Below are 14,955 nucleotides of genomic sequence, written 5' to 3' on the forward strand. Positions count from 1 at the left end.
CTTGTTATGCGTCGCCTGTTACTTGCCTGCCTGCTCATGGGCTCGGCACACACCTTTGCCTTCGACCGCCTGCAAGTCGAAGGCTACACCTTGCCCAATGGCCTGCAATTGTTGCTCAAGCCGGGCACCGAGCGTGGGCACGTGGCGATCCGCCTGGTGGTCGGCGTAGGCCTGGATGACTTTCCCTGCGACGAAAAAGAACTGCCGCACTTGCTCGAACACTTGCTGTTCAGCGGCATCGACGGCGGTGATGAAGGCGACCTTGAGGACCGCATGCAAGCCCTCGGCGGCGAATGGAACGCCTACACCAGCAATGCCGATACCACCTTTGTGATCGAGGCACCCGCGCAAAACCAGCGCAAGGTGCTGGACCTGTTACTGGCGATCCTCACCCGCACCGAACTGACCGACGCGAACATCAATGCCGCCAAAAAAGTGGTCGAGCGCGAAGACGGCGGCCATTACTCGCACCTGCAACGCTTGCTCGACCGCCAGGACCTGGGTCACACCGCCAGCAACCAATTGGCCGTCGAACTGGGACTCAAATGCGCCGAACGTGCCGAAGTCAGCCAACTGACCCGTGATCAGTTGCAAACCCTGCGCACACATTGGTACGCGCCCAACAACATGACCCTGATTATCGTCGGCGACCTCGACAAACTGCTTCCGGCGTATCTGGAGCGCACTTACGGTCAACTTGATCCGGTCGAACCCACCGAGCACCGGCCGCTGCCGGAAATCCAGCACACCGCCGCCAGCCATCGCGACCTTATCCACGGCTGGGTTGGTGACAGCGCCAAACTGCACTGGCTGTTCCCCGAACCGGTTTTGGACGACCAACACGATGAAACCTACGATTTGCTCAAGGACTACCTCGACTGGGCGCTGTACCGTCAGCTGCGCCTCAAGCACGGTTTGTCCTACGGCCCATGGAGTGAGCGCGAAGTGCTCGGCGGCGTCGGCTTCCTCAGCCTGAATGCCGACCTTGAGCGCGACAAACTCCCTGAGGCTGAACAGGTGTTGCAGAACCTCACGGCGCAACTGCTCAAGGACGGCCTCGACCCAGCGGTATTCGCCCGCCTGCAGCAGGCTGCCATCGCGCGCCAAGCCTGGGCGGTGCAGGGTAACAGCGCGCTGGCCGACTATTACTGGAGCGCTGCCGGCGACTATGCCGATGGCCATATCAGCGACCCGGCCAAGCGCATCAAGGCCGTCAACCTGGCGCAAACCAACCAGGCCATGCGCGAGGTGTTTAACCAGAAGGGCTACTGGCGCATCGAAAAACCCTTGCTGAGCTATGACGCCCTGAGCTGGATCGGTGCCGGTGTACTCGTGCTGATCGCCAGTGTGTTGATCGGCGTGCGCCTTTATCGCAAACGGATCACGTAATGAGGCACCGAACACAGGGCTAAGACGTTATTCTGTCTGGGATTTTTCCTACACCAATTGTGAATCGCCAATGCCAAATCTACCGCCCCTTATCCAGCGCATTATCGAACTGATCAAGCGCTATCCAGGGGTGATCGCACTCGGCGGTTTCATATCCGGTGTGTGCAGCTTCATCCTGGTGGACCGCCAGCAGGGCATGGCCAGCTGGATCGCGGTGATCATGCTGGTGAGCTGGCTGTGGCTGATGCTGGAAAACAGCTTTACCCAGCTGTTCGCCAAAGTCTTCAAGCGCGAAATCCCCGAGCCGCTGCTGCGCTACGCGACCCAGATGATCCACCAGGAAAGCCTGTTCTTCGTATTGCCGTTCTTTTTCGTCACCACCGCCTGGAACAGCGGCCAATCCGTATTCACCGGCCTGCTCGGCGCGGCGGCGCTGGTGTCGATCACCGACCCGCTGTACTACAAGTGGCTGGCGCCCAAGCGCTCGCTGTTCCTGGCGCTGCACACCCTGACCTTGTTCGCGGCACTGCTCACCGCACTGCCCATCATCATGCACCTGACTACCGCCGAGAGTTACAAATTGGCGCTCGGCGTGGCCATGGCGCTGTCGATCCCGAGCCTGGCCGCGAGCCTGCCACTGCGCAGCGTCAAAGGCTGGGCGATGCTGCTCGGGGTGACGGCCGCCATCGGCTGCGCCGGTTGGTTCCTGCGCAGCTGGGTGCCGCCGGCCACATTGTGGATGACCGAAGTGGCGATCAGCACCCAGCTGCAAGACCGCACACCGGGCGATGACCTCAAGGAAGTCACCGCCGCGCAACTGCGCAGCGGCGGGCTGTACGCTTACACCGCGATCAACGCGCCACGCGGGCTGGATGAGCGGATTTACCATGTGTGGAAATTCAACGGCCAAGAGGTCGACCGCATCGCCCTGGATATCCATGGCGGACGCAAGGAAGGCTATCGCGCCTGGACCCACAAGCAGAATTTCCCGGCCGACGCGGTCGGGCGCTGGCAGGTGCAGGTGTTGACGGAGGATGGGCAAGTCATCGGCGTGCTGCGTTTTAAAGTCACTGACCCAGCACAAACGGACAACCCAAAGTAGGCCGTATCGTGCTATTACGTAGCAATTGTGGATAGCCAAACAAGCTCGGAGCTTATGACCACTCGTACCACGGCCGGCGCAGCCCACCTCGACACCTCCAGCGTTCCCCCGTTGCTCAGGATTACGGGGGACTGGACGCTTGCCCACTACGCCAATCTTAAAAAGCTGAGCGACAAGCTCGACGGCCAATACGACGCCGGTGCACGCATCGACCTCAATGGCCTCGGCGCCCTGGATACCGCGGGTGCCTCGCTGCTGGTCGAGTTGCTGGGCCCGGAGCGCATCGAGCATTCCGCCGAGCAGACCGATTGCAGCTTGTCTACCGCCGACCGGGCACTGCTCAAAACCGTCTACCGCTCTCTGAACGATTTCTGCGTACCCGACAAAGAGCCGGAAGAAGCCGCCGGTATCCAAGTGCTGGCGCGTATCGGTCGAGCTGTCGACACGGTATGGCAGGACGGCATGAAACTGCTGGGCTTTATCGGCCTGATCCTTGAAACTTTCGCCCGTGGCGTTTTGCGCCCCAAACGCTGGCGCATCACACCGATGGTCGCGCATATCGAACAAACCGGCCTCGACGCTGCGCCCATCGTCGCGTTGCTGACCTTTCTGGTGGGCGCCGTGGTGGCGTTCCTCGGCGCCACCGTGCTCAAAAGCTTCGGTGCGACGATTTTTACCGTGGACCTGGTGGCGTTTTCTTTCCTGCGAGAATTCGGCGTATTGCTTACCGCCATCCTGATCGCAGGCCGAACGGCCAGCGCCTTTACCGCGCAAATCGGCTCGATGAAGGCTAACGAAGAAATCGACGCGATCCGCACCCTGGGCCTGGACCCAATGGAACTGTTGGTGCTGCCACGGGTAATGGCGCTGCTGGTGTCGCTGCCGATGCTGACATTTTTGGCGATGCTCTCGGGGATTGTCGGCGGCGGCGTGGTGTGTGCCGTCGCCCTGGATATTTCACCGGCGATGTTTCTCTCTCTGCTTCAATCGGACATTGGCGTGCAGCACTTTTTGGTGGGGATGGTGAAAGCGCCGATTTTCGCCTTCCTGATCGCGGCGATTGGCTGCCTCGAAGGCTTCAAGGTCAGCGGCAGCGCCGAATCGGTCGGCGCGCACACCACCTCCAGCGTGGTGCAGTCTATTTTCGTAGTGATCGTGCTGGATGCGGTCGCCGCGATGTTCTTTATGGAGATGGGCTGGTGAGTCGTCTACACCGTGCGCCCACTGAGGCGGTGATCGAAGTGCGCGGCCTGTGCAATCGCTTTGGCAGCCAGAGCGTGCACGAAAACCTCGATCTGGATTTGTACGAAGGCGAGATCCTCGCGGTGGTCGGCGGCTCCGGCAGCGGCAAGTCGGTACTGCTGCGCAGCATCGTCGGCCTGCGGCGGCCCAGCGAAGGTGAGGTGCGGGTATTCGGCAAGAACCTGCCCAATTTGTCGGAACATGAACGCTCGCTGGTGGAACGGCGCTTTGGCGTGCTGTTCCAGAAGGGTGCGCTGTTTTCCTCGCTGACGGTCACCGAAAACGTCGCCCTGCCGTTGATCGAACACGCCGGGCTCAGCCGTCGCGACGCCGAACACTTGGCGGCAGTCAAGCTAGCCCTGGCAGGGCTGCCTTTGTCGGCGGCGGATAAATACCCGGCGTCATTGTCCGGCGGCATGATCAAGCGCGCGGCCCTGGCACGCGCCCTGGCCCTGGACCCGGACATTCTGTTCCTGGATGAACCCACCGCCGGCCTCGACCCGATTGGCGCGGCGCAATTCGACCAACTGATCCTCACCCTGCGCGATGCGCTGGGCTTGAGCGTGTTCCTGGTCACCCACGACCTCGACACGCTCTACACCATCACCGACCGTGTGGCGGTGCTGGCGCAGAAGAAAGTGCTGGTGGCCGATGCCATCGATGTCGTCTCGGAAACGGACGACGCCTGGATTCACGAATATTTCCACGGCCCCCGTGGCCGCGCGGCATTGGATGCCGCTCAATCGCTTAACGAGGTATGACATGGAAACCCGAGCCCATCATGTGATGATCGGTCTGTTCAGCGTGATCGTGGTGGTCGGCGCCATGCTGTTCGGCCTGTGGCTGGCCAAGTCCAGCGTCGACAGCGCGTTCCAGGAATACGAGGTGGTGTTCAACGAGGCCGTCAGCGGCCTGTCCCAGGGCAGTTCGGTGCAATACAGCGGGATCAAGGTGGGCGATGTCACCAGCCTGCGCCTGGACCCGAAAGACCCGCGCCGGGTACTGGCGCGCATCCGTTTGGCCGGGCAGACACCGATCAAGGAAGACACCCAGGCCAAGCTGGCACTGACCGGCATCACCGGCACCTCGATCATCCAGCTCAGCGGTGGTACGCCGCAAAGCCCGGAGCTCAAGGGCAAGGACGGCAACCTGCCGGAAATCATCGCCTCGCCGTCCCCCATTGCGCGCCTGCTTAATAACAGCAACGACCTGATGACCAGCATCAACCTGCTGCTGCACAACGCCAACCACATGTTCTCGCGGGAGAACGTCGAGCGCCTGAGCAACACCCTGGACAACTTGCAACAAACCACCGGCGCCATTGCCGACCAACGCGGTGATATCAAGGTAGTGATGCAACAATTGATGCAGGTGAGCAAACAGGCGAGCGCCGCGCTGGAGCAAACCACCACGTTGATGCGCAATGCCAACGGCTTGCTCAATGACCAAGGCAAGCAAGCCTTCGGCAGTGCCGAGCAGGCCATGAAGTCGCTGGAACAAAGCACCACGACCATCAACACCTTGCTGACCAACAACAAAGACTCGGTGAACAGCGGCATGCAGGGCCTCAACGAACTGGCACCGGCCGTGCGAGAGCTGCGCGAAACCCTCGGTTCGCTGCGCGCCATCTCCCGCCGCCTCGAAGCCAACCCCAGCGGTTACCTGCTGGGCAGCGACAAGAACAAGGAGTTCACGCCATGAAGCGTGCTTACCAAATAATCGTCCCTTTGGCCTTGGTGCTGATCAGCGCCTGCTCGATCCTGCCCAAGCCGGATCCGTCTGATGTGTATCGCCTGGCGTCGGCGCCAACCAGCACCCAAGGCGCGCCGGTGAGCTGGTCGCTGCGGGTGTCCAAGCCGCAGAGCAGCGAGTTTCTCGACAGCCCGCGCATCGCCGTAGTGCCAAACGGCGACCTGATCAGCAGCTACGCGAACTCACGCTGGAGCGACCCGACGCCGGTGTTGCTGCGCAACCGGTTTATGGACGGTTTCCAGCGCGATGGGCGGGTGACGCTGCTGAGTACCGACGAGACCAACCTGCAGGCCGATTACGAGCTGGGCGGGCAGTTGCAGGCGTTTCAGAGTGAGTACCATGGCAGTGCGGTGGAGGTGGTGATCCGCCTGGATGCGCGGCTGGTGCGTGGCAGTGATCAGCGGATTATTGCCAGTCGGCGGTTTGAGGTGAAGCAGCCGGTCGGCGATACAAAAGTGCCCGCGGTAGTGGCGGCGTTTGGGCAGGCAGGGGATCAGTTGAATAAGCAGGTGGTGGATTGGGTGGTGCAGCAGGGCAATGCTGCTGCGAAACGCTGAGTGCCTCTTCGCAGGCAAGCCAGCTCCCACATTTGACGGTGTTCACAAATCAAAATGTGGGAGCTGGCTTGCCTGCGATAGCGATCTAAGCCTTAACCAAAAAACCAGTAGCACACCGAAATTGCCGCCACCACACCGGCAAACTCCGCCAGCAGCGCACACCCAACCGCATGCCGCGCGCGCTGGATGCCCACCGAACCAAAGTACACCGCCAACACATAAAAGGTGGTCTCGGTACTGCCCTGAATCGTCGCCGCGACCAACGCCGGGAAGCTGTCCACGCCCTTGGCCTGCATGGTCTCGATCAACAGCGCCCGCGCCGCGCTGCCGGAGAACGGCTTGACCATCGCCGTCGGCAATGCATCGACAAAGCGCGTGTCCATGCCCGTCCAGGCCACCACATGGCGAATCCCCTCCAGGCCAAAGTCCAACGCCCCGGAGGCGCGCAATACGCCCACTGCACAAAGCATCGCCACCAGATACGGCAGCAGGTTCTTGGCAACATCGAAGCCCTCTTTGGCACCTTCGACAAATGCCTCATACACCTTCACCTTGCGCAACGCACCGATCACCAGAAACAGCATGATCAAGCCAAACAGCGTCAGGTTGCCGAGGATCGACGACAGGCCCGCCAGCGCCGTGGCGGACAGTGTCGCCAGCAACGCCATAAAGCCGCCCAGCATCAGCGCGCCGGGAATCAGATACGCCAGCACCACCGGGTCCCACAAGCGCAGGCGCTGCATGACAGCCACCGACAACAGGCCCACCAGCGTTGAGGCGCTGGTGGCCAGCAGGATCGGCAGGAACACCAGCGTCGGGTCGGCGGCGCCTTGCTGGGCGCGGTACATGAAGATCGTCACCGGCAACAGCGTCAGCGAGGACGCGTTAAGCACCAGGAACAGAATCTGCGCGTTGCTCGCGGTGTTGGGGATGGGGTTGAGTTCCTGCAACGCCTTCATGGCTTTCAGGCCAATCGGTGTGGCGGCGTTGTCCAGGCCCAGGCCATTGGCGGCGAAGTTGAGGGTGATCAAGCCGATGGCCGGGTGGCCAGCGGGCACTTCCGGCATCAAACGGCGAAACAGCGGGCCGAGCGCCTTGGCCAGCCAATCGACGATGCCCGCTTTTTCGGCGATGCGCAAAAAGCCCAGCCATAAGGTCAGGGTGCCGAACAGCAGCACCATCACGTCCACCGACAGTTTGGCCATGGCGAAAATGCTTTCGACCATCGCCGCAAAAATCCCGGCATTACCGCCAACCAGCCATTGCGCCAGTGCTGACACCATTGCCACGACAAAGAAGCCAAGCCACAGGCCATTGAGCATCAGTTGAATCCCCCGAAAGATGGGGCGAATGATAGCGGGGCTGGCAGAAACGACAAACCCCGGAATTTTCCGGGGTTTGTTTCAAAGCAGCGGTGCTATCAGCCGCGGGTAGCTTGTGCGGTCGGTGCGGCTTCTTTGCTGCGCCAGTGCGGCAGCGAGTTCCAGTAGCGCTCGCCCTTGGCATCGTCGTACATGCCTTCCCAACGAGAGATAACCAGAACGGCCAGGGCGTTGCCGATCACATTGAGTGCGGTACGCGCCATGTCCATCACACGGTCGACACCGGCGATAAAGGCCAGGCCTTCCAGCGGAATGCCCACGCTGCCCAGGGTAGCCAGCAACACCACGAAGGACACGCCCGGCACGCCGGCGATACCTTTGGAGGTGACCATCAGGGTCAGTACCAGCATCAGTTGCTGGCCAATCGACAGGTCGATGCCATACAGCTGGGCGATAAAGATGGCCGCGATACTCTGGTACAGGGTCGAACCGTCGAGGTTGAACGAGTAGCCGGTTGGCACCACAAAGCTGCAGATGGCCTTCGGCGCACCGTAGGCTTCCATCTTCTCGATCACACGCGGCAACACGGTTTCGGAGCTGGCGGTGGAGTAGGCCAGTACCAACTCATCCTTGAAGATGCGCATCAGCTTGAGAATCGAGAAGCCGAACAGGCGGGCGATCAGGCCCAGTACCGCAAAGGCGAAGAACAGGATGGCGACGTAAACCAGGATCACCAGCTTGGCCAGCGGCAGCAAGGAGGCGAAACCGAAGTTGGCGACGGTTACCGCGATCAAGGCAAATACACCGATTGGGGCGTACTTCATGATCATGTGGGTCACTTTGAACATGCTCTCGGACACGCCCTGGAACATGGTCACCAGCGGTTCGCGCAGCTCAGGCTTGAGGCTCGACAAGCCCAGGCCGAACAGCACCGAGAAGAAGATGATCGGCAGCATGTCGCCACGGGCAACGGCAGCGAAAATATTCGATGGGATCAGGTTGAGGATGGTTTCGATGAACGCATGCTCATGCTGCACTTCGGCGGCGGTGGCGGTGTATTTGGAAATGTCGACGGTACCCAGGGTACTCATGTCGATGCCGGCGCCCGGGTGGAACAGGTTGGCAAGCAACAGGCCGACCACAATGGCGATGGTGGTGACCACTTCGAAGTAAAGAATGGTTTTGACGCCGATCCGCCCCAGCTTCTTCGCATCCCCTACGCCGGCGATGCCAACAATCAGCGAGGAAATCACAATCGGGATCACGATCATCTTGATCAGGCGGATAAAGATATCGCCCGCTGGCTGCAACACATTGCTGATCCACCAGGCTTTTTCAGCACTGAAATGGTTGAGCACTGCACCGATTGCGATCCCCAGTACCAAACCGATGAGGATCTGCCAGGCGAGGCTTAGCTTTGCCTTCTTCATGTCATTACCCTTACTTCAAGTGGACTTAAGGCAAATGCGCCACTCGCAACGCTCGGAAGCGAAAAAGTGTGCGCATTTGCCTCCATGGAAGGTCACCGCAGCATGGCCGAAATGGCTTACTGGCAGGCGAAAAAAGGCGCAACTATTCCCATGCAAGGGTTCGACGTCTAATGCCGTAAACGCCTACCCTATGCCGAATCGGCATGACTTTTTTTGAAATTAGCTGTCCGAACGGTCAGTTCAAATCCGCCATTAAAGCCCGTGAATATGCCGTTAACCGGCCAATACCGGCTCGCTCAGAGATGTTGGACGACTTATACAGGTTGGCGAAAATGCCTGGGAATTCACTGACCTGGCGCCAGAAATGTCCTATGGCGCAGCCAAAATTTTCTCGATAGATGGTCGCCACGAAACACCAAGTAATGGTTAGGCGCGCGCAAAAGAGAAATTGTCGGCTATGAGCCGTATAAGAAGCGGAGCATGAGAGTGACAAGCCCGTCGCAAGTTCAGCAAGCGTGAGGGCTTGTGAACTTGCGTCGCAGCTTTTCACCTGACCCGGCCCTTGCGCAGGCACTCCCTGTACCCGTAGGTCACGCCGATCTTGATTGATCAGAGCAACCCGGCCCCCTGGTCATGCATACCCTTGGCGGGCGATGCAGACAGAAAGAAGCGAGGGGCTTCTTTCTATGGACGCCGGCTCCGCAGACGACAGACGCATCAGACGGAACCTAGTACCAATTCGGATCTTTCTTAAGCTGCTCCATCAGCAGCTTTTGCATGCCTTCGTTCGGCTTACCGATAAAACGATAATCGGCATGCCGTGTCGGGGATTTGTCCGCCGGCAAACCGGCCGGGACTTCCACCAACATGGCGTAGGCATCTTCCTTGTCGAGGCTAAAGGCAACGATCAGGCGCTTGTTCAGGCACGTATCTGCAGTCTCACAGAGCGGCCCCACCAAATACTTGTCGCCATCTTCTTCAACGGCATTCATTTGCTCGGCCGTACCGGACAGGTTCATCACCCATTCCGGCAAGCGCTGTTCTTTCTTCACCACGCTTTGCCAGGTTTCGCGGTACTGCTTATCCGCACTAAGCAATTCGTTGGCTCGGGATTGGCCGTCATTGGCGGCCATCACCAGCCCGCTGCCGCCCAAGAGCAGGGCGGCAGCCATGGCTTTAAAGGACAAAATGGTCATATTCAGCCTCGGCCGCGACGACCAAAGAAGAACGAAGCGATGAACATCACCAGGAAGACCACAAACAGAATTTTTGCGATACCCGTGGCGGTGCCCGCGATACCACCGAAGCCCAGGACTGCAGCCACAATGGCGATGATCAGAAATGTGATTGCCCAACTCAACATGGTGATTCTCCTTACGCTTTTATAGGGGTAACAGCGGTAGTGCCGTGCAGCCGCTCAACACAAGCGACCTTTTCTTGCTTAGAACACCCAGCGCTCTTGGGTTGGCAATTCACCCAGGGTTGAATCCTGGCCTGCCACTCTCAATTGCGGGGCGGTTACTTCAGTAGTAGCGCTGGCGCTGCCAACGGAACGGAAATGGGTTTGGGTCATCGACGGACGTTCGAATTGCGCGGTTTGCTGCTGACTTTGCTGCCAATGCTGCATCTGCTGGCCGGCAATCAACGTGACCATCAAAGCCAGGCTGGCGAACAGACCTTGCTGCAAGCGCAGTGGCGATACACGTAGTTGGCTGAGGCTTTGGCGAGTCATGCTGCATTTCTCCCGCATTTTGATTATTCGTTGGGAGAGCTATTGCAGAGTGCATGCCAGTTTTTTTACAAAATAAAACTCAATAAAATCAATTAGTTATAGATACACCAATACAGTATCGAACAGCATCCTGCACGATGCCCCTTTGCAGGCCGTGCGAAATGCACGATGGTCAGTGGTCGGGTCAATGGATCGAAACAACCGCGGGCGTTGCCGAATTGGCAAGAAGGCAAGAAAACGCCATCAATCGGCGCCTTTGTAGGGGAACGTGAAGATACCTGCGCGAAGATGCCTTTTATGAATCAGAATAAACCATGCAACTTGCCCGATTAATCCGGGACTAAACACCATCATTTATAGTTAAGGAGCGCGGGACAGATGGAATCAGCCAAGGAACTTCAAGGCCGCATTCTTTTAGTGGATGACGAATCCGCGATCCTCCGCACCTTCCGTTACTGCCTGGAAGATGAAGGCTACAGCGTAGCCACTGCCAACAGCGCCGCCCAAGCCGATGCCTTGATGCAGCGTCAGGTATTCGATCTGTGCTTCCTGGACCTGCGCCTGGGTGAAGACAATGGCCTGGATGTGTTGGCCCAGATGCGCATCCAGGCGCCATGGATGCGCGTGGTGATTGTGACCGCGCATTCGGCTGTAGACACCGCCGTTGACGCGATCCAGGCCGGCGCCGCCGACTACCTGGTCAAGCCGTGCAGCCCCGATCAACTGCGCCTGGCCACCGCCAAGCAGTTGGAAGTGCGCCAGCTCTCCGCACGCCTGGAAGCACTGGAAGGCGCAGTGCGCCAACCCAAGGACGGCCTCGATTCCCACAGCCCGGCGATGATGGTGGTACTGGAAACTGCGCGTCAGGTGGCTGGCACCGATGCCAATATTTTGATCCTCGGTGAGTCCGGCACCGGTAAAGGCGAGCTGGCCCGGGCCATTCACGGGTGGAGCAAACGCTCGAAAAAATCCTGCGTGACCATTAACTGTCCGTCACTGACAGCCGAGCTAATGGAAAGCGAGTTGTTCGGCCATAGCCGTGGCGCGTTTACCGGCGCCAGTGAGAGCACGCTAGGCCGCGTTAACCAAGCCGACGGCGGCACGCTGTTTCTCGACGAGATCGGCGACTTTCCCCTGACGTTGCAGCCAAAACTGCTGCGATTCATTCAAGACAAGGAATATGAGCGCGTAGGCGACCCGGTCACTCGACGTGCTGATGTGCGCATCCTCGCGGCCACCAACCTGAACCTGGAAGACATGGTGCGCGACGGCCGTTTCCGGGAAGACTTGCTCTACCGCCTCAACGTCATCACCCTGCACCTGCCGCCCCTGCGCGAGCGCAGTGAAGACATCCTGACTCTGGCCGACCGTTTCCTGGCGCGCTTCGTCAAGGAGTATGCCCGACCTGCACGCGGTTTCAGCGATGCCGCCCGTGAAGCGCTGCTTAACTACCGCTGGCCGGGCAATATCCGCGAACTGCGTAACGTGGTGGAGCGGGCCAGCATCATTTGCCCGCAGGAAAAGGTTGAAATCAGCCACCTCGGGATGGCCGAACAGCCGACCAACAATGCCCCGCGTATTGGCGCAGCACTGAGCCTGGACGAACTGGAGAAAGCCCATATCGGCGCCGTTCTCGCTACCAGCGACACCTTGGATCAAGCGGCCCGCACGCTGGGCATCGACGCGTCGACCCTGTACCGCAAACGTAAACAGTACAACCTGTGAGCTGCACCTTATGAAGCTTGCGATGAAACTGCGCACTCGGTTGTTTCTGAGTATCTCAGCGCTGATCACCGTCGCCCTGTTGGGACTGGTCCTGGGACTGGTCAGCGTCATGCAAATGGCCAAGAGCCAGGAGTCGCTGATCCGCAGCAACTTTATCACCCTGGACCTGGGCCTCAAGCTGCGCCAGACCTTGGGCGACCAGTTGATCCTGATGCTGGAGGAGCGGCCCGACCCCGCTGCCCTGCAGACGTCCAAGCAGAACTATTTTGCCCTGCTGGACCAGGGCATCGCCCATGAGCAGCAGGACGGCAGAACCAGTGGCTTCAGCCAGGCACGCATCGACTACCTGAATTTCCTCAAGGCGTTTGACGAGGCTCAGCAAAGCTCACTGGCCAACAATAAAAACGAAAAACTCACCGAAACCTTCAATGCACTGCGTAACGGACTGATCGCTGAACACAAAGGCGCCCTGGAAAATATCAACGACAGCGAGCACAAGTCGCGCAATCGCGCCTTGTTAATCGCCGGCTTGCTGGGGCTGGTCGGCCTGGCGGTGTTGATCATCGGCTTCGTCACCGCCCATGGCATCGCCCGGCGCTTTGGCGGGCCAATTGAAGCCTTGGCCAAGGCCGCCGACAAGATCGGGCAAGGCGATTTCGAAGTGACGCTGCCGATCTCATCGGCGGCAGAAATGAATCAGCTGACCCGTCGTTTCGGCATCATGGCCGAAGCACTGCGTCAGCATCAGGCGACCAATATCGATGAATTGCTGGCCGGCCAGCAACGCCTGCAAGCAGTGCTCGACAGCATCGACGACGGCTTGCTGATGATTGACCGCCAAGGCCGTCTGGAACACCTTAACCCCGTGGCACAGCGCCAGTTGGGCTGGGACGAAGAGCGCCTCGGCCAAGGCTTGGGTGAAGCCTTGGGTCGCCCTGAAATGGATGAGCAGCTGCAACTGGTGCTGCGCGGCGGCAACCTGGAGCGCGCGCCGGACGATCTGGAAGTGGAAGTCGAAGGCGAACTGCGCCTGCTGACCTACAGCCTGACGCCGGTCAGCCATACCCAAGGGCATATTCTAGGTGCGGTGATGGTGCTGCATGACGTCACCGAACAACGCGCGTTCGAACGTGTGCGCAGCGAGTTCGTATTGCGCGCCTCCCACGAATTACGCACGCCGGTGACGGGCATGCACATGGCCTTCGGGCTGTTTCGCGAACGGGCGAAGTTTCCCGCCGAGTCCCGTGAGGCCGACCTGCTGGATACGGTCAATGAAGAAATGCAGCGCCTGATGCAGTTGATCAACGACCTGCTCAACTTCTCGCGCTACCAGAACGGCCTGCAAAAACTCACGCTCGGGCCATGCGATGTCACTGATTTGCTCGAGCACGCACGAGCCCGGTTCACGGAGCCCGCGAACGCACAACACATCGAACTGCTGGTGGAAGCCCAATCGGAATTGCCCAGGCTGTACGCCGACCAAGTTCAACTCGAGCGTGTACTCGATAACCTTCTAGGCAATGCTTTGCGACATACGGCCAATGGTGGCCAGATTCGCTTGCAGGCGCGCCGCCACGGCGAACGGGTGATTATCAGCGTTGAAGATAACGGCGAGGGTATTGCCTATGGCCAACAGGGGCGCATCTTTGAACCTTTCGTACAAGTAGGCCGCAAGAAAGGCGGCGCTGGCCTGGGGCTGGCGTTGTGCAAGGAGATCGTACAGTTGCACGGCGGTCGCATGGGCGTGTATTCGCGGCCGGGGCAGGGTACGCAGTTCTATATGGCACTGCCGTTGTAGCCTGGATACAAAAAAATGTGGGAGCGGGCTTGCCCGCGATTACGGTGGTTCAGCCAAAACTTTGTTGACTGACACTCCGTCATCGCGGGCAAGCCCGCTCCCACATTTGTATGGGGTTACACCTTTAGCGGCGGTTCAATGCGCTCAGGATCGCTGCACTTTCCGCATCCGGCGTGCCGTCGAACCGTGATGGCCGGAAGTGCATCTGGAACGCCGCGATCACATGTCGCGTGGCCACATCCAGCTCACCCGTCTGCGGCGTCTGGTAGCCCAGGCGCGCCAGTTCTTCCTGGAACCACGTAATACTCGGCAGGCTAACGGCATACTGTTGCTGGAACCGAGCCACCACCTGTGCATCCGGCCACACGCCCAAACCTTCAGCCGCCAGGCGCTTCCACGGGAACAACGGGCCTGGGTCGAGCTTGCGCAATGGCGCAATGTCGCTATGGCCGATAATGTTTTTGGGGTCGATGCCGTTGCGCTTGCTGATGTCCTTGAGCAACACCACCAACGACTGCACCTGGGCCTCGGAGTACGGGTACCACAGGCGGCCGGTCGGCGCGTCTGTATAACCTGGGTTCACGATCTCGATACCAATGGAGCTGGAGTTGAGCCAGGTGCGGCCCGCCCATTCGCTTTCACCGGCGTGCCAGGCGCGCTGGCTCTCGTCTACCAGCTTGTAGATGGTGCCTGAAGCGTCATCGCCAATGAGGTAATGGCTGCTGACCTGGCCGTGCGTGAGCAGCGCCAGGGAGCGTTCAAGGCTGGCGGAGGTGTAATGGACAATGACGAACTGCACGCGGTTGTCGTGGTTCAAAGAAGGGTGGCTGGTGTTCAGCCGCGGGCCGCTGGCGCAGCCGGCGAGCAAAAGAAGCACAAAGGCAATGCAAAAGGATTTCATGGCGG

Annotated in this window: 14 protein-coding genes; 8 read left to right on the top strand and 6 right to left on the bottom strand. The window is 59.6% G+C overall.

The features are described from left to right. The first annotated feature begins 6 nt into the window (after positions 1 to 6). The 6 genes from ACQY47_RS14095 (at position 7) to ACQY47_RS14120 (ending at position 6,042) form a co-directional block, all read left to right on the top strand. Positions 7 to 1,389 (top strand): M16 family metallopeptidase, encoded by a 1,383-nt coding sequence (locus ACQY47_RS14095; protein ID WP_428557290.1) that lies wholly within the window; start codon positions 7 to 9, stop codon positions 1,387 to 1,389. Between the two features lie 70 nt (positions 1,390 to 1,459). Next, positions 1,460 to 2,491, top strand: coding sequence for a DUF5924 family protein (locus tag ACQY47_RS14100; protein WP_017139074.1), 1,032 nt, complete (start codon positions 1,460 to 1,462; stop codon positions 2,489 to 2,491). 54 nt (positions 2,492 to 2,545) lie between these two features. Next, positions 2,546 to 3,694 carry an ABC transporter permease gene (locus tag ACQY47_RS14105; protein ID WP_017139075.1) on the top strand — a complete coding sequence of 383 codons (1,149 nt, stop codon included), beginning with the start codon at positions 2,546 to 2,548 and terminating at the stop codon, positions 3,692 to 3,694. Then, entirely contained in the window at positions 3,691 to 4,494 is an 804-nt protein-coding gene (locus ACQY47_RS14110; RefSeq protein WP_428557291.1) for an ABC transporter ATP-binding protein, read from the top strand. The genes ACQY47_RS14105 and ACQY47_RS14110 overlap by 4 nt, the downstream gene beginning before the upstream one ends. 1 nt (position 4,495) lies before the next feature. Next, positions 4,496 to 5,434 carry an MlaD family protein gene (locus ACQY47_RS14115; RefSeq protein ID WP_017139077.1) on the top strand — a complete coding sequence of 313 codons (939 nt, stop codon included), beginning with the start codon at positions 4,496 to 4,498 and terminating at the stop codon, positions 5,432 to 5,434. Further along, entirely contained in the window at positions 5,431 to 6,042 is a 612-nt protein-coding gene (locus ACQY47_RS14120) for an ABC-type transport auxiliary lipoprotein family protein (RefSeq protein ID WP_428557292.1), read from the top strand. The genes ACQY47_RS14115 and ACQY47_RS14120 overlap by 4 nt, the downstream gene beginning before the upstream one ends. A gap of 92 nt (positions 6,043 to 6,134) precedes the next feature. Here ACQY47_RS14120 and ACQY47_RS14125 read toward each other — a convergent pair whose 3' ends face one another. From ACQY47_RS14125 to ACQY47_RS14145, 5 genes are all read right to left on the bottom strand, one after another. Continuing rightward, entirely contained in the window at positions 6,135 to 7,364 is a 1,230-nt protein-coding gene (locus ACQY47_RS14125) for a nucleoside recognition domain-containing protein (RefSeq protein ID WP_017139079.1), read from the bottom strand. Between the two features lie 98 nt (positions 7,365 to 7,462). Next, positions 7,463 to 8,794 (bottom strand): glutamate/aspartate:proton symporter GltP, encoded by a 1,332-nt coding sequence (gltP, locus tag ACQY47_RS14130; protein WP_017139080.1) that lies wholly within the window; start codon positions 8,792 to 8,794, stop codon positions 7,463 to 7,465. Positions 8,795 to 9,522: 728 nt separating this feature from the next. After that, positions 9,523 to 9,990: an inhibitor of vertebrate lysozyme family protein gene (locus ACQY47_RS14135; RefSeq protein WP_169987972.1), complete on the bottom strand. Its 468-nt coding sequence runs from the start codon at positions 9,988 to 9,990 to the stop codon at positions 9,523 to 9,525. Positions 9,991 to 9,992: 2 nt separating this feature from the next. Further along, positions 9,993 to 10,157 (bottom strand): DUF1328 domain-containing protein, encoded by a 165-nt coding sequence (locus tag ACQY47_RS14140; RefSeq protein WP_003170804.1) that lies wholly within the window; start codon positions 10,155 to 10,157, stop codon positions 9,993 to 9,995. A gap of 78 nt (positions 10,158 to 10,235) precedes the next feature. Further along, positions 10,236 to 10,526 carry a hypothetical protein gene (locus ACQY47_RS14145; protein WP_017139082.1) on the bottom strand — a complete coding sequence of 97 codons (291 nt, stop codon included), beginning with the start codon at positions 10,524 to 10,526 and terminating at the stop codon, positions 10,236 to 10,238. 378 nt (positions 10,527 to 10,904) lie between these two features. On the opposite strand from ACQY47_RS14145, the gene algB reads away from it, so the two are divergent. Both algB and ACQY47_RS14155 read left to right on the top strand, forming a co-directional pair. Beyond that, positions 10,905 to 12,251, top strand: coding sequence for a sigma-54-dependent response regulator transcription factor AlgB (gene algB / locus ACQY47_RS14150; protein WP_017139083.1), 1,347 nt, complete (start codon positions 10,905 to 10,907; stop codon positions 12,249 to 12,251). Between the two features lie 10 nt (positions 12,252 to 12,261). Then, positions 12,262 to 14,049: an ATP-binding protein gene (locus tag ACQY47_RS14155; protein WP_428557293.1), complete on the top strand. Its 1,788-nt coding sequence runs from the start codon at positions 12,262 to 12,264 to the stop codon at positions 14,047 to 14,049. Positions 14,050 to 14,173: 124 nt separating this feature from the next. Here the strand turns inward: ACQY47_RS14155 and ACQY47_RS14160 are convergent, their stop codons facing one another. Then, positions 14,174 to 14,950, bottom strand: a complete 777-nt coding sequence (locus ACQY47_RS14160) for an N-acetylmuramoyl-L-alanine amidase (RefSeq protein WP_428557294.1) — start codon at positions 14,948 to 14,950, stop codon at positions 14,174 to 14,176. Positions 14,951 to 14,955: the final 5 nt, after the last annotated feature.

Source organism: Pseudomonas edaphica, assembly GCF_965277385.1.
GTDB lineage: Bacteria > Pseudomonadota > Gammaproteobacteria > Pseudomonadales > Pseudomonadaceae > Aquipseudomonas > Aquipseudomonas edaphica.

Coding starts and splice junctions, on each gene's coding strand:
- ACQY47_RS14095 (WP_428557290.1), top strand. CDS start 7: ATGCGTCGCCTGTTACTTGCCTGCCTGCTCATGGGCTCGGCACACACC.
- ACQY47_RS14100 (WP_017139074.1), top strand. CDS start 1,460: ATGCCAAATCTACCGCCCCTTATCCAGCGCATTATCGAACTGATCAAG.
- ACQY47_RS14105 (WP_017139075.1), top strand. CDS start 2,546: ATGACCACTCGTACCACGGCCGGCGCAGCCCACCTCGACACCTCCAGC.
- ACQY47_RS14115 (WP_017139077.1), top strand. CDS start 4,496: ATGGAAACCCGAGCCCATCATGTGATGATCGGTCTGTTCAGCGTGATC.
- ACQY47_RS14120 (WP_428557292.1), top strand. CDS start 5,431: ATGAAGCGTGCTTACCAAATAATCGTCCCTTTGGCCTTGGTGCTGATC.
- ACQY47_RS14125 (WP_017139079.1), bottom strand. CDS start 7,364: ATGCTCAATGGCCTGTGGCTTGGCTTCTTTGTCGTGGCAATGGTGTCA.
- gltP (WP_017139080.1), bottom strand. CDS start 8,794: ATGAAGAAGGCAAAGCTAAGCCTCGCCTGGCAGATCCTCATCGGTTTG.
- ACQY47_RS14135 (WP_169987972.1), bottom strand. CDS start 9,990: ATGACCATTTTGTCCTTTAAAGCCATGGCTGCCGCCCTGCTCTTGGGC.
- ACQY47_RS14140 (WP_003170804.1), bottom strand. CDS start 10,157: ATGTTGAGTTGGGCAATCACATTTCTGATCATCGCCATTGTGGCTGCA.
- ACQY47_RS14145 (WP_017139082.1), bottom strand. CDS start 10,526: ATGACTCGCCAAAGCCTCAGCCAACTACGTGTATCGCCACTGCGCTTG.
- algB (WP_017139083.1), top strand. CDS start 10,905: ATGGAATCAGCCAAGGAACTTCAAGGCCGCATTCTTTTAGTGGATGAC.
- ACQY47_RS14155 (WP_428557293.1), top strand. CDS start 12,262: ATGAAGCTTGCGATGAAACTGCGCACTCGGTTGTTTCTGAGTATCTCA.
- ACQY47_RS14160 (WP_428557294.1), bottom strand. CDS start 14,950: ATGAAATCCTTTTGCATTGCCTTTGTGCTTCTTTTGCTCGCCGGCTGC.